Source organism: Mesorhizobium sp. ES1-4 (assembly GCF_020164745.1).
Classification (GTDB): Bacteria; Pseudomonadota; Alphaproteobacteria; order Rhizobiales; family Rhizobiaceae; genus Mesorhizobium.
This window is the reverse complement of the sequence record NZ_JAIUGV010000010.1, coordinates 119054-137855: the sequence shown is the minus strand read 5'-3', so window position 1 is coordinate 137855 and position 18802 is coordinate 119054. Positions and strand designations below refer to the sequence as shown.

The window sequence follows — 18802 nt, the reverse complement described above, 5'->3', positions numbered from 1 at the left end:
GCACTAGCGCTCCTGCTTCAGCGCGCTCTCATGCCAGCGCCGCAGAATGAGATGCGAGATCAGCGACAGCACCAGGAAGATCAGGATGCCGGTGAGCGAAATCAAAAACAGCGCCGCGAAAAGCCTGGGAGCATTCAACCGATAGCCCGCTTCGATGATGCGCGAGGCGAGCCCGGACGACTGGCCGGTCGAGCCGGCGACGAACTCGGCCACCACGGCGCCGATCAGCGACAGGCCGCCGGCGATCTTCAGCCCGCCGAGGAAATACGGCATCGCCGCCGGCAGTCTGAGGTAGCGCAGCTGCTGCCAGCGCGTCGCGCCGTTGAGCTTGAACAGGTCGCGCAGATTGCGGTCGACGGAGTTGAGGCCGAGCGTGGTGTTGGACAGGATCGGAAAGAAGGCGACGATCCAGGCGCAGAGCAGAAGCTTGGTCGTCTGGTTGTCTACATAGATGTTGATCAGCGGAAAGATCGCCACGATCGGCGTCACCTGCAGCACGATGGCGAACGGGAAGAACGACATCTCCACCCATTTCGACTGCGCGAACAAGACCGCCAGGCCGACGCCGCCAACAACGGCGAGGAGCAGGCTGAGGAAGGTGATGCGCAAGGTGACCAGCAGCGCCGAAAACAGCAGGCCCGCATCGTTGTAGAGCGTCGACAGCACCACACCGGGCCGCGGCAGGATGTACCGCGGAATCTCGTTCCAGACGCAGATGCGGTCCCAAAGCCAGATCGCCAGGATCATGATCGCCAGCGGCAGCACCCAGCGGCCGATCCGCTCGAGCCGCTCCTGGCGCACGCGGCGCGCTTCCTCGGGGTCGAGTTTCAACGTGCCGTCAATGACCGTCATGGTGCGAGCCCGCTGTTGAATTGATGGCATTGACCAGCACATCCGAGGCTTGCCGGCAAAGGGCTGCATAATCCGGCGAGGTGCGAAACGCCTCGTCGCGCGAATATGATGCCTCGATGGCCAGTTCGTCGAACACCCTGCCCGGTCGCGCCGCCATGACGACGACGCGGTTGGACAGGAACACGCTTTCGAACACGCTGTGGGTGACGAAGACGACGGTGAAGCGCTCGTCCTGCCACAGTTCCAGCAGGTCGTTGTTGAGCTTGAAGCGGGTGATCTCGTCCAGCGCGGCGAACGGCTCATCCATCAACAGCACACGCGGCTTGGTCACCATGGCGCGTGCGATCGAGACGCGCATCTTCATGCCGCCGGACAGCTCGCGCGGCACCGCGTTCTCGAAACCGGTGAGGTGAACCCGCGCCAGCATCTCGTTCACCGCCGAGGCGGCGTTGGCACGGCTGATGCCTTTCAACCTGAGCGGCAGCCAGACATTGTCGAAGACGCTGGCCCAGGGCAGCAGCGTCGGCTCCTGGAAGACGAAGCCGATATTGGCACGGTCGAGCGAGCCGCCGCCGCGCCAGTCGAGCACGCCCGAGGTCGGTGTCGACAGGCCGGCAATCAGCCGCAGCGCCGTCGATTTGCCGCAGCCCGACGGTCCAAGCAGGCTGAGGAAATCGCCTTCCCGGATCGTCAGGCCGACATCGCTGAGCGCCGTCACGCCGTTGGAAAAGACCTTGCCGACGCCGCGCAGCGCCAGCAAGTCCGACGCAGCGGCCCGCCCTTGCACCACCTGTTCCCGCATCATGCCGGGCCGGCCTATTTCTTCAGCTCGAGCCCGACGCCCTTGTTGATGAATGCCAGCGTGTAGGCCTTCTTGATGTCGATCCCCTCGGGCGTCACCTTGGCCTTGACCATCTTGTCGTAGAAGCTCTTGATCCGTGCATCGGTCATGGCGCCGATGCCGAGCTTCTCGGTGTCGCCGGAATCGGCAAGGCCGAATTTCTTCATCTGCTCGATCGAGAAGGCGATCTGCTCGTCGCTCATGTCAGGATTGTCTTTCTTGATCATGTCGTTGGCGGCCTTGTTGTCGCCGTAGAGATATTTGTACCACCCCTTGGCCGAGCCATCGACGAAGCACTGGACCACCTCGGGCTTCTTGTCGATCGTGTCCTGCATCACCTCGATCGTGGTCGAATAGGTGTCCCAGCCATAGTCGGCGAGCAGGAACTGGTTCGGCACGAAGCCGCCTTCCTTCTTGACCGCGAACGGCTCCGAGGTGACGTAGCCCTGCTGGATCGACTTCTTGTTGGCGAGGAAAGGAGCGGTGTTGTAGGTGTAGGGCACGCGCTTCGAAGCGTCGAAACCAAGTTCGATGACCATCCACTGGAAGAAGGTCTGCACGCCTTCGTCGCCCAGAATGTACTGGTCGGCGTTCTTCAGGTCCTCCCATTTGTCGAGCCCCTCGCCAGGGTGGGACATGATGACCTGTGGGTCCTTCTGGAAGTCGGCGGCCACAACGCGCATCGGAATGCCTTGCTGGACGGCATCGAAGGCCGACAGCAAATTGCCGCCCATGTAGAAATCGATCTTGCCGGCCAGGAGCATCGGCCGGCCGCTGACCTGCGGACCGCCCTGCATGATGGTGACATCGAGACCGCAGGCGGCATAGGTGCCATCCGCCACGGCCTGGTAATAGCCGCCATGTTCCGGCTCGGCCAGCCAGTTGGTGCCGAAAGTGACTTTCTCATTCGCCGCCGCACCCAGCGTACCGGCCGCAAGCAGGGCCACCGCCACCGCCGAAGTCTTTTGTCTCACATACATCGAAAACCACCCTCTATTTGCACCGGCGCGCTGCGCGCCATGCTTGACACCAAAGATTCGAGAAGCAAGACACATGCCACCGGCGTCGCACGCCGGGACCCGCCCGCCTGCACCACAGCCATCTGCGAAAGCCGGAAAGGTCGTGCTGCACCGAGGGCATCGTGCCTATTTTTTGAACGCCTGTCCACAATCGCACCGGCGGCATGCACCGCCATCTTGAAGCTGTGCACTGCCATCTTGAAGCTGTAATGAAACCCGTCCTAGGCTGCCCGCAAACCGGAGATTGCCATGTTCAAGTTCCTCACCCCGAAGTCGATCAAGGCGCCCTTTGCCCGCTATAGCCACGGCGTCGAGGTGCCCCCCGGCAAGCGGCTGGTGTTGTGCTCGGGCCAGGTCGCCATCACGGCGGACGACGAGATACCGGAAAACGCCGGCGCCCAGGCCGAGCTCTGCTTCAAGAACATCGCCGCGATCCTGAACGAAGCCGGACTGGGGTTGCCGGACATCGTTCGCATCAACGCCTATGTCACCGATCGCGCGCATCTGCGACCCTATATGGAGGTCCGCGACCGGCTGTTTTCAAGCCCGGCGCCGGCTTCGACGCTGATGATCGTTTCCGGCTTTGCCCGCCCCGAATTCAAGGTCGAGGTCGAAGCCATTGCGGCTGGGTGAGAAGCGCAGGCTTAGCGCTACGAATCGACGGGCCGATGGTCTAAGGTCAAACTGAAGGTCGGCGCCGCCCCTCATCCGCCTGCCGGGCAGCGCCGACGCGCTTCAGTTTCTTCGAGGTCAGAATGGACAATACAAAAAGACGCGTCTGGTGGGGCGACTACCGGACAACCGAATATGCCTCGATCGATCCCGAGTCGACGATAGCCGTGCTGCCGGTCGCGGCGATCGAGCAGCACGGGCCGCATCTGCCGGTTTCGACGGACACCTCGATCATGAACGGCATGCTGGACACGGTCGTTTCGCGGCTGCCCGCGGACCTCGACATCCGCATCCTGCCGGTGCAGGCGATTGGCAAATCGAACGAGCATCTGCACGCGCCGGGCACGCTGACCCTGCCGGCAGCGACACTGATCGAGGCGTGGACCGAGCTCGGCCTGTCGATCGCGCGCGCTGGCGTGCGCAAGCTCATCGTCATCAATTCGCATGGCGGCAATGAAGAGATCATGGGCATCGTCACGCGCGAATTGCGCGTGCGCGAAAAGATGCTGGCGGTGAAGACGAGCTGGCAGCGCTTCGGCCGCCCGGCCGGCATGTACACCGAGCTCGAGGACCGTCACGGCATCCATGGCGGCGATGTCGAGACCTCGCTGATGCTGCATTTCCAGCCGGATCTCGTCGACATGGGCAAGGCCGACAATTTCATTTCCAACGTCGCCGAGGCCGAGCAGGAGTTCTCGCTGCTGCGCCAGACCGGCACGCACGCCTTCGCCTGGATCGCCAGCGATCTCAATCCGAACGGCGTGGTCGGCGACGCCAGCATTGCGACAGCCGAGAAAGGTAGGCTGACCGCGGAACATCAGGCCGAAGGCTTCATTAGCCTGGTGCGGGATGTGCGCAAGGCCAGGCTCGCTGAGTGGCTGAAATAGCAGCCTAGAGCCGGATGTTTTCAGGTCGAGTCGACCTGAAAACTGAATCCGTCTCTAAATCAAAGAGATAGAGCATGATGTCGTCCGAAAACCGCTTCACACTTTTCGGCATCATGCTCTAGATATCGATCTTGAGCGCGAACGGCGTGCCTTCGAAGGCGTCGGCGCCGCGCCCGATCGACTCGATCGCCTCGATCATGCGGCCGTTGCGTCCAAGCAGCGTATCAGCCACGGCAATCAGCCGCGGATTGGGCGTCGCCGAAGGCGACAGCGCGCGCAGCGTCTGCGCCAGTTCCAGCTCGTTGCGCGTAGGCGCCAATGCCGCGGTGATGATGTAGGCGGAGGCGGTCGAGCGGCTGATGCCGGCATAGCAGTGCACCAGCATCGGCTTCGCCCGGTCCCACCGGCGTGCGAAATCGAGCAGGTGGCGTACATGCTCCTCGCCCGGCATGGTCATGCAGTCCTGCGCCACCGCGATATCATGCATGACCAGATGCAGGTGGTTTTCCCTACGGATCGAGGCCGGGCGCACCACCTCGGTACCGGCGGCAAGCAGCGACAGCATGCGGTCGGCGCCGGTCCTGGCCACCGTTTCCTCGATCTTCGCCAGCGAGCAGACATGGATCATTGTTTCGAACCTTTCGATCGATCCTCGCGCCGCGACGTCCAATCGGCAAGGGCGGATTCGAGCCTGCGCCATTCCTCCTCGCTCCCCGGCAGGCCTGCGCGCAGGACATGCGGCCGGTCGGAGAAATGTCGGAGCAGGATGCCGCTCTCGCCAAGCGCGGAAAACAGGGCGCCGGCGTCGGGCAGGCTGAGATAGCGGAACAAGGTGGTGCCGCCCGCGACGGGAACGCCGAAACGGCCGAACAACGCATCGAGCCGCGCCGCCGCATCGGCCAGCGACGCCCGCATCGCATCCTGCCAGTCGAGATCGGCCAGCGCGCGGATGCCGTATTCCAACGCCGGTCCGGCAACGGCCCAAGGCCCGAACTGCATGCCCAGCCGTTCGGCCGTCGGCGCATCGGCAAGCGCGAACCCCAGTCGCAGGCCGGCCAGGCCAAAGAACTTGCCGAACGAGCGCAGCACGACGATGCCGCCTTGGGCGACATCGCCGGCAAGGCTGTGTTCGCGTGGACCGACATCCATGAACGCCTCGTCGACGACCAGCAGCCCGCCCTTGGCGCGAAGCGCGGCGGCCAGCACCAGCAGCCGGTCGCGCTCGACGATGCGTCCATCCGGATTGTTCGGATTGACGATGATGGCGAGGTCCGCGTCGGCCATCGCCGCGAAATCGCGGACCCCGGCCACCTCGTGCCCGGCGGTTGCAGCGGCTCGCGCATGTTCGGCATAGGTCGGCCCCAGCACCAATGCCTTGCCGGGCCTCACCAGTGAAGCCACGCGCGGCAACAGAATCTGCGTACCGGGCGCCGCCACGACGTTTCCAGCGGAAGGCGCGCCGTAGGTGTTGGCCGCAATTTCTGTCAGTTCGCGACCGCGCGCGGCCTCCGGCAGTCGGCAAAGGGAGGTGGCGGGCAGGTCGAAAAGCGGGTAGGAGTGCGGATTGATACCGGTCGAGAGGTCGACGTAAGGCAGCACGGCATTGGGGAAGAGCGCCTTTGCCCGGCCAAGACTTCCACCATGGTCCACCCCTCCATCAAGAAGCTTCATGTCAATCCTGATCGCTTTCCTGTCATTGGTTGTCGAATTCGCCCTCGGTTATCCCGACTGGCTGTTTCGCGCCATCGGCCATCCGGTGACGTGGTTCGGCAGGCTGATATCCTTTCTCGACGTGAGGCTCAACCGCGCCACTGATCCCGACGCGCTGCGTCGTCAACGTGGCGTCCAGGCGCTTCTGGTCATCGTGCTGGTGCCGGCGACAACCGCTCTTTGCATACAGCTTGTTCTGATCTGGTTCGTCCCCTTGGGATTGATCGTCGCTGTCCTTCTGGCAACGTCGCTTCTATCGCAGAAGAGCCTTTACGAACACGTGGAAGCCGTTGCCGACGCGCTCGACAGTGGAGGCCTCGACATGGGCCGGGCCGCCGTCTCGCGGATCGTCGGCCGAGATCCCGAGACGCTGGACCGCGCCGGGGTCTGCCGCGCGGCGATCGAGAGCCTGGCCGAGAATTTCTCCGACGGCATCGTCGCCCCCGCCTTCTGGACTGGCGTCGGCGGGCTGGCTGGCGGCGCCGCCTACAAGGCGGCCAACACCGCCGATTCGATGATCGGCCACCATACCCCCCGCCACGAAGCCTTCGGCTGGGCGGCGGCGCGCTTCGACGATTGGATCAACCTGCCGGCATCGCGGCTGACGGCGCTGCTGATCGTGCTCGCGTCCTTCCTGGTCGAGGGCGCCGACCCCAGCGGCGCCCGGCAAGCGGTATGGCGCGACGCGAAGAAGCACCGCTCGCCCAATGCAGGCTGGCCGGAAGCGGCCATGGCCGGCGCGCTTGGCCTGGCGCTTGCCGGGCCACGCAGCTATGGCGGCATCGTGGTCGACGACGTCTTCATGGGCGAGGGCGGCCGCCGCGATGTCGATAGCGGCGACATCAGGCGCGCGCTCAAGCTTTACCGGGTCGCCGACTATCTGCTGATCGGGCTGTTCGGTGTGGTCTCCGTGATCGTGATCCTGGCATTCTAGCTAGAACTCGATGCCTTGCTGCGCCTTCACGCCAGCCGAAAAATGATGCTTGGTCACGCCCATCTCGGTGACCAGATCCGCCGCCTCGACCAGCGCCGGCTTGGCGTTGCGGCCGGTGACGACGACATGCAGGCCTTCGCGCCGGCCCTTGAGCGCCGCAACCACCTTGTCGAGATCGAGATATTCGTAGCGCAACGCGATGTTCAACTCGTCGAGCACGACAAGGCTGATCGAGGGATCGGCGATCAACTCGAGTGCCTTGGCCCAGGCGGCTTCGGCAGCGGCGATGTCGCGCTTCAAATCCTGCGTCTCCCAGGTGAACCCCTCGCCCATCGCATGCCAGACGACTCGGTCGCCGAACGCGGCGAAGGCATCTTTTTCGCCGGTGTGCCATTTGCCCTTGATGAACTGGACGACACCAACACGCTTGCCGTAACCGAGCATCCGCAGCGCCAATCCGAAGGCGGCCGTGGTCTTGCCCTTGCCGGGACCGGTGTTGACGATCAGCAATCCCTTCTCGACGGTCTTGCTTGCCACCTCGGCATCCTGCACCGCCTTGCGGTTGGCCATCTTGGCGCGATGGCGTTCTTCGTCCTTGTCGTCGATATCGGTCATGTCACTTCACCTTGAGCGGTAGCCCCGCAACCATCAGCAGCACCGTGTCGGCCACCGCCGCGGCCTGCTGGTTGAGCCGGCCGGCGTCGTCGCGAAAACGCCGCGCCAGCGCATTGTCGGGCACGATGCCTTGCCCGACCTCGTTCGACACCACGAACCACGGCCCACGCGGCCGCGACAGCACGTCCGCCAGCCGCCGGCACTCCGCCTCCACGTCGCGATCGGCCAGCATGTGATTGGTCAGCCAGAGCGTCAGGCAGTCGACCAGCACCGGCTGATCATCCGGCAACGCCTCCAGCGCATCGGCAAGGTCGAGTGGCGCATCGATGGTCGACCACCCCTCGCCGCGCCGCGAGCGGTGCATTGCGATGCGCTCATGCATCTCGTCGTCATAGGCTTGCGCGGTGGCGATATAGGCCCATGGCGCGGGCGAGGCCGTCACCAGCGTTTCGGCGTGGGGGCTCTTGCCGGAGCGCCCACCGCCGATGATGAAGGTCAGCTTGCCGCGATCAGGCAAAGCTGTCGCGCAGGCTGGTCGCCGTGCCGGTGAAGCGTCCACGCACCACGCCGACGACCGCGCCAAGCACCAGCCAGAACACCAGATTGGTCAGCGTCACCGCCACCACGAACTGATGGTGCAGGCCTTCCGGGACCGGTGTCTCGAAACTGTCGGGCTGCGGCGCGCCGACGATGTGCGGCGCAACGATCAGCAAGACGGCGAGGATGGTCAAAGGCAGCGATCTGCGAAACACGATCAGGCCAAGGCCGATCGCGGTCGCTGCCGCCGTCGCTATCCACCAGACCTGGCGCGGAAGCAGATCGGCCGCCGGCATTGCCGGCAATTCCGGCTGCAGGCCGAGGCCCGGTGCCAGCGTGAACACGGCAAAGCCGGCCAGCCCCCAGAACACGCCCTGGCGCCAGTTGCCGATACCGCCGGCAAACTCCGAAACCGCGACCAGAACCAGCGCGAAGCCAATGCCGGTGACGATATTTGCAACCACGCTGAAGGCAAAGCGCTCGAAACCGTCGGCCGGGGCCCAGCCTTCGTCTTCCTGTGCCGACGCCAAGTCGTCGGCTGCTGGCGCAGCGGAACTCATGGCATTGCCCGCCGGAGCGGCCGTGCTCATGGCGTCGCTGTTCGCCGCCGGTGCGGCCGCGTGATCATGGTGATGGCCGCCGCCGGCCTTTTCGTAGGTTTCCGCCTTGAGGATCAGCGGCACCGTGGCATAGGCCTGCATACAGGCGAGGACGACGCCGGCCACGAGCCCCGCGATCGCCGCGACGAACACGACGTTGCGAAACAGATTCATGATGGCAGACCTCCGTCAGTGGCAGGGAAATGCCATCGAGTGGCGATAGTCGTGGGCGGCATTGTGGACGGCATCGATATGCGAGAAGCCGACAAAGCCGACGACGAAGATGCCAAGCAGCGCCGCGAGCGCCAGCTGCATGAAGCGCGACTGCGAAGAGACCGAGGCGCCGAGGGAGACGGAAGCGGTAGTCATGTCTTGTCCTTTCGCCCTCCACCCGAGGGCATCGAAGTCAGTTTCCTGTCGCCGGCAGGTCTCCTGGCTCGCGGATCAGCGCCCTTCCCCACCTTCCCGAAGGAAAACCTTCAGTGGTCTATGGAGAGGGCTACCGCACACAGTTGCGGGGGCAGCCACGGCATTGGGCGAAACCTCGCCCGCACCGCATTCCCTCTTGGCTCCAAAAAGGAACCGACGACGTTGGCGACTATAAGGAAATTCGCCGAGCCCGGCAAACCAAATTCCGACAGCCGTTGGCGCAGCAGCGTCGTCTCGTAGAGCCGCTCCCATGTTGTCATGATTGACAAACGTCATGGCCCGGTGTCGGCTGGCAACCTCACAGGAAGCCGGTCATGCAGCCCAATGCCAGCGAGCGCGATCCCTATAACGGCCTGACCCGAACCGAGCCGACGCTGCCCTCATCGGCATATTGGGATGAAGCAGCTTATCAGTGTGACCTCGACGCCATCTGGTACAGAAGCTGGCTGCTCGTCTGCCGCGAGGCCGACCTCGCCCAGCCTTTGGCATTCCGCACCTTCCGCGTCGGCACGCAGGAAATTGTCGTGCTGCGCGACGACACCGGGGAGCTGCGCGCCTTCCACAACACCTGCCGGCACCGCGGCTCGCAGCTTTGCCAGGAAAGCGAAGGGCGGCTGAAGGCGCGGTTGATCACCTGCCCCTATCATGCCTGGTCCTATTCGCTGCGTGGCGATCTGGTGCGCGTGCCGTCGAAATCGTTGCCTGAAGGCTTCGACAAGGCCGATCACCCGCTTTATCGCGTCGCCCTTTCGGTGTGGCGGGGCTTCGTCTTCGTCAATCTTGCTGAGGATTCCGCCGGCTCGGCGCAATCCTCCTTCGATCCCGCTTCCGGCGACCTCGGCAACTGGCCGCTCGAATCGCTGGTATCAGGCCATGTGCTGCGCAAGGTGATGAACTGCAACTGGAAGATCTTTTGGGAAAACTTCAACGAATGCCTGCACTGCCCGGGCGTCCACAAGGACCTGTCGCGGCTGGTGCCGATCTATGGTCGCGGCCTGATGAGCCGGCATGACGACCCCGAATGGACCCGCCAGGCGGACAATGACGCGCCGGAATTTTCCGGTGGCCTTCGGACGGGTGCCGAAACCTGGTCGCGCGACGGCAAGGCGCATGGCCCCGTCTTCCCGGACCTGACGCCGGCCGAACGGGCCGCCGGCCAGACCTACGCCACCAGCCTGCCCTCGATGTTCATCGTCGGCCATGTCGACTATGTCCGAACGGTGAGGCTGGTGCCGCTCGGCGCCGATCAGACGGAGCTTGTGGCGGAATGGCTGTTCGCGCCCGAGGCGCTCGCCGAGACCGATATCGACAACATCGTCGCCTTCGGCACCCAGGTGCTGGAAGAGGACGCAGCGATTTGCGAGGTCAACCAGAGGGGCCTGCGCTCGATGCGCCATCAAGCCGGCGTGCTGATGCCCGAGGAATACGACCTGCATCGCTTCCACAATTGGGTGCGCGAGCGCCATACGGCGCTTTCGCCGTGATTTTTAGAGGGATTTCGGCAGATATCGCCAGGTCATGAAGCCGCAAAAGGCTGCCAGCAGGCCGAGCGTGACGAACACCGAACCCAGACCGAAGAAGGCCAGCACCATCGAATAGACCAGCGGCGGCGTCAGTTCGGAAAAGTCGAGATAGGTGCGGTAGACCGCCGCCATCTGCGCGCGCTCATAGGAGCGCACCGACCGCATGAAGGCGGTCGAACCGAGTGCGTCGAGCGCGATGGTGAAGAAGGCGCCGCACAGCAGGAAGGCGCCCGTGAGCAGCGGCACGGTTTCGCCGACCGTCCCCGCGGCCAGAAGCATGGCCGACATGGCGAAATAGGCAAATGTCATCGTCCGCCGACCGCCGAAGCGTTTTCCCGCCTTGCCCCAGAAGATCGCCATGAACAAAAGCGCATTGCCGGCCGAGACCAGCAGGCCACCGGCCAATTCGCCCTCGCCGGTGATGACCATGAACAGCGGTCCATAGACGAAGAACGTCGTCCAGAAGCAGGAACGGCCGAAGGCGATCAGCCACGCCAGCCTCAATCTCGGCTGCGCCACGAAGCGCCCGATATTGGCGAGCGGATTGGCCGGCCGCGTCTTGCCGGGCTGGATGGAGGTATTGTCGCTGAGCCGATAGAACCAGAACAGCGCCAGCAGGGCCATGGCGAATACCGCCACCGCGCCATGCGCGGCATAGATGCCGAAATGCGCGTAGAGGAAGATGCCCAGCGTCGGCCCACAGGTCCAGGCAACCATCGACCACGCCATGCGCAGTGATTCGGCCTGCATGAAGTCGGGCTTGCGGATGTGGTCCATGATGTAAAGGTTGAGCGTGATCGATAGCGCGCTGGCGCCCATGACCCGGCACAGCATCCCGGCCAGCTGTCCGGCAAGTGTGTGGGTGACGAAGAACAGCGAGCCGATGGCGAGCAGGCAGGCGCCTGCCGTGTAGACCCAGCGCCGCGCAAAGCGGCGGATCAGCATCGGCATGAACAAGGTCACGGACAGGCCGATCATCGAGACGACGGTGTAGAGGATCGAAACGATCTGCTCGTTGTGGAGAATCTCGTAGGCCTGGATCGGGATGACGCTCGAAACCATGGCGCGGGCGAAGGATTCGACCGCGTAGAGCGAGGCGAAGGTGCGCGCATCCGTGGCCTTGAGGGCCGGAAGCCAGATCGGATGGCGAACATGGGTGGACATTGCTTCCCCAAAGCAGAATCGCGGCGTCAAATCTGCCTTGGACATTTCAGGCCCATTAAGAGGAAACCGACGCACACCCGGCAAAAAGCGAAGCCGGTCAAAGGCTTTCCCGCGCTGGCCCAACCTGTTGGCCGGCGCGGGTGCCGCCGAGCGGTCCAGGCCAATGCGACCGGCCTTCTTCTATCCAGGGCAACCGTGATAGTCGTCTTGCAGGGGCTGAATCAGATCGCGAGACCATGAGCATCCACACGCCGACCGCACCCGTTCCGGAGCTATCGAAGCGCATCGTCGCCATCGATATTTTGCGCGGCATCGCCCTGATCGCGATGGCGAGCTACCATTTTACCTGGGACCTGGAATTCTTCGGCTACACCGATCCCGGCCTCACTGCCTTCGGCTGGTGGAAGATCTACGCGCGCTGCATCGCCTCGACCTTCCTGTTCCTGGTCGGCGTCAGCCTCTATCTCGCCCATGGCCGGCAAATCCGCTGGAACGGCTTTTGGAAGCGGTTCGCCATGGTTACAGGCGCGGCGGTCGCCATCTCGATCGTTACCCGCATCGCCACGCCCGACGGATTCATCTTCTTCGGCATCCTGCACGAGATCGCGCTCGCCAGCCTGCTCGGCCTGGCCTTCCTGCGCCTGCCGGCGCTGCTGACGCTTGTCGTCGCCACGCTCGTCATCGCGGCGCCTTTCTACCTGCGCTTCGAGGCGCTCGATCACCCCTGGCTGTGGTGGATCGGCCTGTCGGCGATCAACCCGCGCTCCAACGACTATGTTCCGCTGTTCCCCTGGTTCGGCGCCGTGCTTGTCGGCCTCGGGATAACGAAACTCGCTTCCGCTTCCGGCATAAGGGCGCGCCTGGCGAATCTGGCCCCCGGGCGCTGGTCGAACCCGCTGGCCTTCATCGGCCGCCACAGCCTGGCCTTCTACCTGATCCACCAGCCGCTGCTGATCGGTGGCGTCTGGCTGTTCTCGCAGGCGATGCCGGCGAAGGTCGACCCGCCGCAGGTCAATTTCCTGAAAACCTGCCAGCGCTCATGCGAGCAGATGCGCAACGCAACCTTCTGTTCGAGCTATTGCGGTTGCATGCTCGAGACGCTCCAAGGGGACGCCTCTCTTGATCGGCTCTACAACAACGATCAGACTGCGGACTTCAGGGCGCATCTGTCCGATCTTGCCGCAACGTGCACCGCCAAGACCGATGACAAGATGACGGAGGGAGGGACACAATGATCGAGCCGAAGCCTGGGGTGGTACCGTGGCCGCCGGTGATCTACGCCGCCGCGATCGCCGTCAGCATCATCCTCGGTCTGCTCTATCCCTTGCCCTGGATCGGCGACCTCCTGGGCGACATGCTGTTTGCAGCCGGCTGGGTGGCCTTGTTCGGCGCCGCCGCACTTTGGTTCACCGCGATCCGCACCATGATGCGGGCCAAGACCACGCTCAGCCCCACCGCCCTGCCGGACCATCTGGTTACATCCGGCCCATTCGGCATCACCCGCAATCCGATCTATCTGGCGCTGACGCTGATGCTGATCGGCGTTGCCTTCGTCTCGGGCATCGCCTGGTTCTTCCTGCTTGGCTTCGTCGCGGCCTTCGTCACGCAGAAGGTCGCCATCGAAAGCGAGGAAAAGATATTGGCGGCGAAATTCGGCAAGAAATACCGCGATTATTCCAAACGGGTGCGGCGCTGGATCTGAGCAGGATTAGGTGTTGACGCCGAGCTCGACCAGCCGCTCGACGCAAGACTCCTCTGCCTGGTCGAGTTCGGCCAGCGTCTCCTCGAGGTCGCGGCGTTTCTGCCTGAGATCCTCGCGCTTTTCCTCGATGCGCTTGATCATCAGCTTGAGCTGACCGACCTCGCCGGGCGGCTCCTTGTACATCTGGATGATCTCGCGGATCTCGTTGATCGAGAAGCCGAGCCGCTTTCCGCGCATGATCTGCCGGATGAGATGGCGGTCGGACGGGCGAAACAGCCGCGTGCGGCCCCGCCGCACCGGCTGCACCAGTCCCTCGTCCTCATAGAAGCGCAGCGTGCGCGTCGACACGTCGAATTCGCGGGTCAGTTCGGTGATCGAATAATATTCCCGCATGGTCGCTCCACCCAGAGATTGGCGATTGCCGATCAAGCGCCTCGCCTCCTCTCCTCCCCACGAACAGGCCCAGCCGTGCCGGAATCGGCGAGTGGCCCTGCCCTGTGAGCGTCGCACAGCATTTACGTAAAAGTCAATTAAGGTCTGTTTAGCGGATAGCGAACCACCAGGTCGCAAGGCCAAGGAAGGCAAAGAAGCCGACGACATCAGTGACAGTGGTGACGAAAACCGCCGATGCCACGGCGGGATCGATCTTGAACCGGTCGAGCAGCAGCGGGATCAGGATGCCGGCCAGCGCTGCCACGAACATGTTGATGATCATCGCCGCCCCGATGATGCCGCCCAGATTGGGATCGCGAAACCACGCTGCCGCGACGATGCCGATCAGGATGGCGAAGACGATCCCATTGATGAAGCCGACCCCCAATTCGCGACGAATGATGCGGCCGGCATTGTAGATGTCGAGGTCCTTGGTCGCCAATGCCCGAACGGTGACGGTCATGGTCTGCGAGCCGGCATTGCCGCCCATGCCTGCCACGATCGGCATCAGCACGGCGAGCGCCACGATCCGCTCGATCGTGTGGTCGAACAGGCCGATCACCGATGCCGCCAGGAATGCCGTGACAAGATTGACCAACAGCCAGGGAACGCGCGAGCGCGAGGTTGCAAGCACGGTGTCGGAGAGTTCTTCGTCGCCGACGCCGCCCATGCGCAGCAGATCCTCCTCGGCCTCCTGCTGAATCACGTCGACGACGTCGTCGATGGTCAGCACGCCGACCAGCCGCTCGTTCTCGTCGACCACGGCGGCCGAAAGGAGGTCGTACTGTTCGAATTCCCGCGCCGCCTCTTCCTGGTCCATGGTCGCCGGAATGGCATGCCGCGTTTCATGCATGACTTCCTCGACCTTGACCGCGCGCTTCGCGCGCAGGATCTGGTCGAGATCGATGGCCCCTAACAGCTTGAAGGTCGGGTCGATGACGAAGATCTGGCTGAAGCGGTCGGGAAGGTTTTTGTCCTCGCGCATGTAGTCGATGGTCTGCCCGATCGTCCAGAAGGGCGGCACCGCGACGAACTCGGTCTGCATGCGCCGCCCGGCGGTCTCTTCCGCGTAGTCGAGCGAGCGGCGCAGCCTGATCCGCTCGGTGAAAGGCAGTTGCGACAGGATCTCGTCCTGGTCTTCCGGTTCGAGGTCTTCGAGGATGTAGACCGCGTCGTCGGAATCCAGCTCCTGCACCGCCTGCGCGATCTGCGCATTGGGCAGGTGGTCGACGATATCCATGCGGATCGCCTCGTCGACTTCGGTCAAAGCGGAAAAGTCGAAATCGGCACCCAGGAGTTCGACCAGAGCCCGTCTTTGTTCGGGATGCAGCGCCTCGATCAGGTCGCCGAGCTCCGACTGGTGCAGATGATCGACTTCATGCTTGAGGGTCAGCGTATCGCGGTCGGCGATCGCAGCCCCGATCTGCGCAAGGAAGGACGAAAGGACCGCACCGCCCTCGCCATAGATGTCGGCGCGGGCCTCGTCAGCCCCCTTTGCGGAGGTCGTCTGCTTGTCCTGGCTTTCCACCAGCGCCTCCCGCCATCAGAATCCCGAAAAGGTGCCTGTCAGGTCTAGACCATGATTCCCAAAAGTGGAAACCGGTTTTGGTTCGATGCTGAAACAAGAAAAACGAGCGGGCCTCGGCATGATTCCATTTTGCAACCTGTCGCTACAACCGATGGAAATCCCTGACGAAACGCGCACTTCCCAATTGGCGTTGATCTGCGCCGGCATGGCTGTCGCCTGGCGAACCGCACCTGATATTTGTCAAAAGAAGTGGCGTCTGGGTTCAGGGGCGCGCGACAGCGCATGTCGCTGGGGAAAGAGCACCCCTATGCAATTGGGGCAGAATTGTCATGATGCAGGTCCATGCATCGGCCGGACCCATTCAGGCCGTAACCCCGAACAACCGGAAGCCCTTGAAGATCACGTCGAAGACACCGAGCGAGGCAATCGAACAGCGGCGCGTTCGCGTGGTCGTGGCCGAACGCAATCCGCTCGTCATATCGGCTCTGCGCGAAATGCTGCAATGCGACGGGCGCTTCGAACTTTTGGCCTCGGTACAAAGCGGCAGGCATTTCCTGAAGCTTGCAGCGGTGCAGGAGTTCGATGTCGCCGTGATCGGCTGGAAGCTGTCCGACATGGATGGCGCGGACGTCCTGGCCGAGGTCCGAGACAGCAAGCTCAACGTGCGCATCGCGGTCTTTTCAAACGACCATGACATCGGCATCCTGAAACAGTGTGTGCGCCTGGGGGCTCAGGGCTACTGCTTCCAGTTCGACGATCCCGCCATCATCTTCGACACCATCCTGGCTGTCGCACACGGCCGCATCTGCATTCCCTATATCGACATCAACAAGGTCAACGACACGCCGCTGTCCCGGCTTACCGTGCGCGAGCGTGAACTGCTGGCTGTGCTGTCCGATGGCTGGACCAATCTGCAGATCGCGACCCGGACCGGCATCTCCGAGAACACGGTGAAATATCATCTCAAGAATCTTTACGACAAGCTCGATGTCCGTAACCGCGCCATGGCGGTCGCGCTCTATTCGAGCGAGAGCCGTCGAAGCCCCAAATCGCCTGTCGGGTAGGCCAACCGGGTAGGAGCCCCCCACCCGCGCGGGCCAACAACTTACCCGGCAAGGTGTTGTTGGCGGGCCTCTTCGACGCGACACTTCCTCCACAATCCAAGACGATCGGAGGAGTTCGCGCATGGCTGGGTTCACTCATCTCTTTATCCCCGGGCCCACAAACATTCCCGAGCAGGTCCGGCAGGCGATGAACCTGCCGATGGAGGACATGCGCGCGGCCACCTTCCCCGACCTCACCCTGCCGCTTTTCGAGGACATCAAGAAAGTCTTCAGGAACGAGACGGGCCGCGTCTTCATCTACCCTTCTTCGGGCACCGGAGCCTGGGAAGCAGCGATGACCAATGTGCTCAGCCCCGGCGACCGCGTGCTGATGTCGCGCTTCGGCCAGTTTTCGCATCTTTGGGTCGACATGGCCGAGCGCCTCGGCTTTGAGGTCGACGTGATCGACTGCGAATGGGGCACCGGCGTGCCGCTCGAACTCTACGCTGAGCGGCTGAAGGCGGACAAGGCGCACCGCATCAAGGCAATCTTCTGCACGCAGAACGAGACGGCGACGGGTGTCACCAGCGACGTCGCCGGCTGCCGCGCCGTGCTCGACGATGCGAACCACCCAGCGCTCCTCTTCGTCGACGGCGTCTCGTCGATCGGCTCGATCGACTTTCGCCAGGAGGAATGGGGCGTCGACTGCGCCGTCAGCGGCTCGCAGAAAGGTTTCATGCTGCCGGCCGGCCTCGGTTTCCTCTCGGTCAGCAAGAAGGCTCTCGTCGCTTCGAGAACCGCCACCCACCGGCGCTGCTTCTTCTCCTTCGAGGACATGATCCGCGCCAATGATGCCGGCTATTTCCCCTACACCCCTGCGACGCAGTTGCTGCGCGGCCTGCGCGCCTCGCTCGACCTGATCGCCGAGGAAGGGTTGGACAATATCTTTGCCCGCCACCATCGGTTGGCCGAAGGCGTGCGCAAGGCGGTCGACGCATGGGGCCTGAAGCTCTGCGCGAAGGCGCCGAAATGGCATTCAGACACGGTCAGCGCCATTCTCGTGCCGGAAGGCATCGACAGCGGCGACGTCGTCAAGCGCGCCTACCAGGCCTACCAGACATCGTTGGGCGGCGGCCTCAACAAGGTATTCGGCAAGGTTTTCCGCATCGGTCATCTCGGCTGGCTGAACGAGGTGATGGTGCTGGCCTCGCTGTCATCGGCCGAAATGGCGCTGCTCGATTGCGGTGTGCGGCTGGCGCCGGGCTCCGGCGTCGGCGCCGCCATCCAGCACTTCCGCGCCTCCGCCGCGATGCCCGTCGCCGAAGCGGCATAGGGGGAACCGCGATGAGCCACACCATCCATCACCTCAAGAAACTCAGGCTGCAGCGCAGCGAGCTGGCGGTTCCCGGCTCCAGCCCGGAGATGATCGACAAGGCGGCCAACAGTGCCGCCGACTTCGTCTTCCTCGACATCGAGGACGCCGTGGCCCCGCCTGACAAGGAACGCGCCCGCAAGAACATCATCCAGGCCCTGAACGACATCGACTGGCGCGCCAAGGGCAAGACGGTCTCGGTGCGCATCAACGGGCTCGACACCCATTACATGTACCGCGACGTCGTCGACGTGATGGAACAGGCCGGCGACCGGCTGGACACGATCCTGGTGCCGAAGGTCGGCGTGCCGGCCGATCTCTATATGGTCGAGGCCATGGTCAACCAGATCGAGATGGCCAAGGGTTTCAAGACCCGCGTCGGCCTGGAAGCGCTCATCGAGACCGCGCTTGGCATGGCCAATGTCGAGGCCATTGCCGCGACCCCGGGCCGGCTGGAAGCGATGCATTTCGGCGTTGCCGACTATGCCGCCAGCAACAAGGCGCGAACCGTCAACATCGGCGGCCTCAACCCCGATTATCCCGGCGACCAGTGGCATTTCGCCCTGTCGCGGATGACCGTCGCCTGCCGTGCCTATGGTCTGCGCGCCATCGATGGGCCGTTCGGCGATTTCTCCGATCCGGAAGGCTACAAGGCGGCCGCCAGCCGCGCCGCCGCACTCGGCATCGAAGGCAAATGGGCGATCCACCCCTCGCAGATCGCTTTGGCCAACGACGTGTTTTCGCCGCCGGAGAAGGAAGTCACGCGCGCCCGCCGCATCCTCGAAGTGTTGAAGGAAGCCGAGCAGCAGGGCAAGGGTGCTGCCGCGCTCGACGGCAAGATGATCGACGCCGCATCGGAACGCATGGCGCGCAACGTGCTGGTGGTCAACGACGCCATCGAACGCGCCGGCCAGCTCAATTAGCCGACAAGAGCCGCGCGTCG

General features: G+C 63.6%; 22 protein-coding genes and 1 riboswitch. Of the genes, 9 read left to right on the top strand and 13 right to left on the bottom strand.

Translation table 11 applies throughout. The features are described from left to right. Positions 1–3 precede the first annotated feature (3 nt). From LB556_RS20500 to LB556_RS20490, 3 genes are read right to left on the bottom strand one after another with little or no spacing between them, the layout of a single operon-like run. Positions 4–852: an ABC transporter permease gene (locus LB556_RS20500; protein ID WP_224569548.1), complete on the bottom strand. Its 849-nt coding sequence runs from the start codon at positions 850–852 to the stop codon at positions 4–6. Beyond that, a complete protein-coding gene (locus LB556_RS20495) occupies positions 839–1657 on the bottom strand; it encodes an ABC transporter ATP-binding protein (RefSeq protein WP_224569547.1) in 819 nt (272 codons plus the stop codon). Before LB556_RS20495 ends, LB556_RS20500 begins: the two co-directional genes overlap by 14 nt. Positions 1658–1668: 11 nt before the next feature. Next, complete coding sequence (locus tag LB556_RS20490; RefSeq protein ID WP_224569546.1) at positions 1669–2673, bottom strand: ABC transporter substrate-binding protein; 1005 nt, start codon at positions 2671–2673, stop codon at positions 1669–1671. Positions 2674–2961: 288 nt separating this feature from the next. Here LB556_RS20490 and LB556_RS20485 point away from each other — a divergent pair, with 288 nt between their 5' ends. After that, positions 2962–3345 carry a RidA family protein gene (locus tag LB556_RS20485; RefSeq protein ID WP_224569545.1) on the top strand — a complete coding sequence of 128 codons (384 nt, stop codon included), beginning with the start codon at positions 2962–2964 and terminating at the stop codon, positions 3343–3345. Positions 3346–3467: 122 nt separating this feature from the next. Further along, on the top strand, positions 3468–4271 hold the full coding sequence (locus LB556_RS20480) for a creatininase family protein (RefSeq protein WP_224569544.1): 804 nt from the start codon (positions 3468–3470) through the stop codon (positions 4269–4271). Positions 4272–4389: 118 nt separating this feature from the next. Here LB556_RS20480 and LB556_RS20475 read toward each other — a convergent pair whose 3' ends face one another. Both LB556_RS20475 and cobD read right to left on the bottom strand, forming a co-directional pair. Further along, the gene (locus LB556_RS20475) at positions 4390–4899 is read right to left on the bottom strand and encodes a tyrosine phosphatase family protein (protein WP_224569543.1); all 510 of its coding nucleotides are present in this window, start codon (positions 4897–4899) and stop codon (positions 4390–4392) included. After that, positions 4896–5942 carry a threonine-phosphate decarboxylase CobD gene (gene cobD, locus LB556_RS20470; RefSeq protein WP_224569542.1) on the bottom strand — a complete coding sequence of 349 codons (1047 nt, stop codon included), beginning with the start codon at positions 5940–5942 and terminating at the stop codon, positions 4896–4898. The genes LB556_RS20475 and cobD overlap by 4 nt, the downstream gene beginning before the upstream one ends. Between cobD and cbiB the strand changes: the two genes are divergently transcribed. Continuing rightward, entirely contained in the window at positions 5941–6915 is a 975-nt protein-coding gene (gene cbiB, locus LB556_RS20465) for an adenosylcobinamide-phosphate synthase CbiB (RefSeq protein ID WP_224569541.1), read from the top strand. The two genes, cobD and cbiB, sit on opposite strands and share 2 nt — an antisense overlap. Here the strand turns inward: cbiB and cobO are convergent, their stop codons facing one another. From cobO to LB556_RS20445, 4 genes are read right to left on the bottom strand one after another with little or no spacing between them, the layout of a single operon-like run. After that, positions 6916–7530 (bottom strand): cob(I)yrinic acid a,c-diamide adenosyltransferase, encoded by a 615-nt coding sequence (gene cobO / locus LB556_RS20460; RefSeq protein ID WP_224569540.1) that lies wholly within the window; start codon positions 7528–7530, stop codon positions 6916–6918. A gap of 1 nt (position 7531) precedes the next feature. Next, a complete protein-coding gene (cobU, locus tag LB556_RS20455; protein WP_224569539.1) occupies positions 7532–8047 on the bottom strand; it encodes a bifunctional adenosylcobinamide kinase/adenosylcobinamide-phosphate guanylyltransferase in 516 nt (171 codons plus the stop codon). After that, positions 8040–8840, bottom strand: a complete 801-nt coding sequence (locus tag LB556_RS20450; protein ID WP_224569538.1) for a CbtA family protein — start codon at positions 8838–8840, stop codon at positions 8040–8042. The genes cobU and LB556_RS20450 overlap by 8 nt, the downstream gene beginning before the upstream one ends. A 15-nt stretch (positions 8841–8855) precedes the next feature. Beyond that, complete coding sequence (locus LB556_RS20445; protein ID WP_015317373.1) at positions 8856–9035, bottom strand: CbtB domain-containing protein; 180 nt, start codon at positions 9033–9035, stop codon at positions 8856–8858. A gap of 35 nt (positions 9036–9070) precedes the next feature. Continuing rightward, a riboswitch (cobalamin riboswitch) is annotated at positions 9071–9268 on the bottom strand. Positions 9269–9409: 141 nt separating this feature from the next. Between LB556_RS20445 and LB556_RS20440 the strand changes: the two genes are divergently transcribed. Further along, positions 9410–10579: an aromatic ring-hydroxylating oxygenase subunit alpha gene (locus tag LB556_RS20440; RefSeq protein ID WP_224569537.1), complete on the top strand. Its 1170-nt coding sequence runs from the start codon at positions 9410–9412 to the stop codon at positions 10577–10579. 3 nt (positions 10580–10582) lie between these two features. Here LB556_RS20440 and LB556_RS20435 read toward each other — a convergent pair whose 3' ends face one another. Next, positions 10583–11782, bottom strand: coding sequence for an MFS transporter (locus tag LB556_RS20435; protein ID WP_224569536.1), 1200 nt, complete (start codon positions 11780–11782; stop codon positions 10583–10585). 236 nt (positions 11783–12018) lie between these two features. On the opposite strand from LB556_RS20435, the gene LB556_RS20430 reads away from it, so the two are divergent. Both LB556_RS20430 and LB556_RS20425 read left to right on the top strand, forming a co-directional pair. Then, positions 12019–13017 (top strand): heparan-alpha-glucosaminide N-acetyltransferase, encoded by a 999-nt coding sequence (locus LB556_RS20430; protein WP_224569535.1) that lies wholly within the window; start codon positions 12019–12021, stop codon positions 13015–13017. Further along, positions 13014–13484 (top strand): methyltransferase family protein, encoded by a 471-nt coding sequence (locus tag LB556_RS20425; RefSeq protein WP_224569534.1) that lies wholly within the window; start codon positions 13014–13016, stop codon positions 13482–13484. The genes LB556_RS20430 and LB556_RS20425 overlap by 4 nt, the downstream gene beginning before the upstream one ends. 6 nt (positions 13485–13490) lie before the next feature. Here LB556_RS20425 and LB556_RS20420 read toward each other — a convergent pair whose 3' ends face one another. From LB556_RS20420 to LB556_RS20410, 3 genes are all read right to left on the bottom strand, one after another. Next, entirely contained in the window at positions 13491–13877 is a 387-nt protein-coding gene (locus LB556_RS20420; RefSeq protein ID WP_006203215.1) for a MerR family transcriptional regulator, read from the bottom strand. Between the two features lie 148 nt (positions 13878–14025). Continuing rightward, a complete protein-coding gene (mgtE, locus tag LB556_RS20415; protein WP_224569533.1) occupies positions 14026–15444 on the bottom strand; it encodes a magnesium transporter in 1419 nt (472 codons plus the stop codon). A gap of 15 nt (positions 15445–15459) precedes the next feature. Next, on the bottom strand, positions 15460–15651 hold the full coding sequence (locus LB556_RS20410; RefSeq protein ID WP_224569532.1) for a hypothetical protein: 192 nt from the start codon (positions 15649–15651) through the stop codon (positions 15460–15462). 287 nt (positions 15652–15938) lie between these two features. Between LB556_RS20410 and LB556_RS20405 the strand changes: the two genes are divergently transcribed. From LB556_RS20405 to LB556_RS20395, 3 genes are all read left to right on the top strand, one after another. After that, a complete protein-coding gene (locus LB556_RS20405; RefSeq protein ID WP_411908599.1) occupies positions 15939–16508 on the top strand; it encodes a LuxR C-terminal-related transcriptional regulator in 570 nt (189 codons plus the stop codon). A 121-nt stretch (positions 16509–16629) separates the two neighbouring features. Continuing rightward, the gene (locus LB556_RS20400) at positions 16630–17820 is read left to right on the top strand and encodes an aminotransferase class V-fold PLP-dependent enzyme (protein ID WP_224569530.1); all 1191 of its coding nucleotides are present in this window, start codon (positions 16630–16632) and stop codon (positions 17818–17820) included. Between the two features lie 11 nt (positions 17821–17831). Continuing rightward, complete coding sequence (locus tag LB556_RS20395; protein ID WP_224569529.1) at positions 17832–18782, top strand: HpcH/HpaI aldolase/citrate lyase family protein; 951 nt, start codon at positions 17832–17834, stop codon at positions 18780–18782. Positions 18783–18802 lie beyond the last annotated feature (20 nt).

Coding starts and splice junctions, on each gene's coding strand:
- LB556_RS20500 (WP_224569548.1), bottom strand. CDS start 852: ATGACGGTCATTGACGGCACGTTGAAACTCGACCCCGAGGAAGCGCGC.
- LB556_RS20495 (WP_224569547.1), bottom strand. CDS start 1,657: ATGATGCGGGAACAGGTGGTGCAAGGGCGGGCCGCTGCGTCGGACTTG.
- LB556_RS20490 (WP_224569546.1), bottom strand. CDS start 2,673: ATGTATGTGAGACAAAAGACTTCGGCGGTGGCGGTGGCCCTGCTTGCG.
- LB556_RS20485 (WP_224569545.1), top strand. CDS start 2,962: ATGTTCAAGTTCCTCACCCCGAAGTCGATCAAGGCGCCCTTTGCCCGC.
- LB556_RS20480 (WP_224569544.1), top strand. CDS start 3,468: ATGGACAATACAAAAAGACGCGTCTGGTGGGGCGACTACCGGACAACC.
- LB556_RS20475 (WP_224569543.1), bottom strand. CDS start 4,899: ATGATCCATGTCTGCTCGCTGGCGAAGATCGAGGAAACGGTGGCCAGG.
- cbiB (WP_224569541.1), top strand. CDS start 5,941: ATGTCAATCCTGATCGCTTTCCTGTCATTGGTTGTCGAATTCGCCCTC.
- cobD (WP_224569542.1), bottom strand. CDS start 5,942: ATGAAGCTTCTTGATGGAGGGGTGGACCATGGTGGAAGTCTTGGCCGG.
- cobO (WP_224569540.1), bottom strand. CDS start 7,530: ATGACCGATATCGACGACAAGGACGAAGAACGCCATCGCGCCAAGATG.
- LB556_RS20450 (WP_224569538.1), bottom strand. CDS start 8,840: ATGAATCTGTTTCGCAACGTCGTGTTCGTCGCGGCGATCGCGGGGCTC.
- LB556_RS20445 (WP_015317373.1), bottom strand. CDS start 9,035: ATGACTACCGCTTCCGTCTCCCTCGGCGCCTCGGTCTCTTCGCAGTCG.
- LB556_RS20440 (WP_224569537.1), top strand. CDS start 9,410: ATGCAGCCCAATGCCAGCGAGCGCGATCCCTATAACGGCCTGACCCGA.
- LB556_RS20435 (WP_224569536.1), bottom strand. CDS start 11,782: ATGTCCACCCATGTTCGCCATCCGATCTGGCTTCCGGCCCTCAAGGCC.
- LB556_RS20430 (WP_224569535.1), top strand. CDS start 12,019: ATGAGCATCCACACGCCGACCGCACCCGTTCCGGAGCTATCGAAGCGC.
- LB556_RS20425 (WP_224569534.1), top strand. CDS start 13,014: ATGATCGAGCCGAAGCCTGGGGTGGTACCGTGGCCGCCGGTGATCTAC.
- LB556_RS20420 (WP_006203215.1), bottom strand. CDS start 13,877: ATGCGGGAATATTATTCGATCACCGAACTGACCCGCGAATTCGACGTG.
- LB556_RS20410 (WP_224569532.1), bottom strand. CDS start 15,651: ATGCCGGCGCAGATCAACGCCAATTGGGAAGTGCGCGTTTCGTCAGGG.
- LB556_RS20405 (WP_411908599.1), top strand. CDS start 15,939: ATGCTGCAATGCGACGGGCGCTTCGAACTTTTGGCCTCGGTACAAAGC.
- LB556_RS20400 (WP_224569530.1), top strand. CDS start 16,630: ATGGCTGGGTTCACTCATCTCTTTATCCCCGGGCCCACAAACATTCCC.
- LB556_RS20395 (WP_224569529.1), top strand. CDS start 17,832: ATGAGCCACACCATCCATCACCTCAAGAAACTCAGGCTGCAGCGCAGC.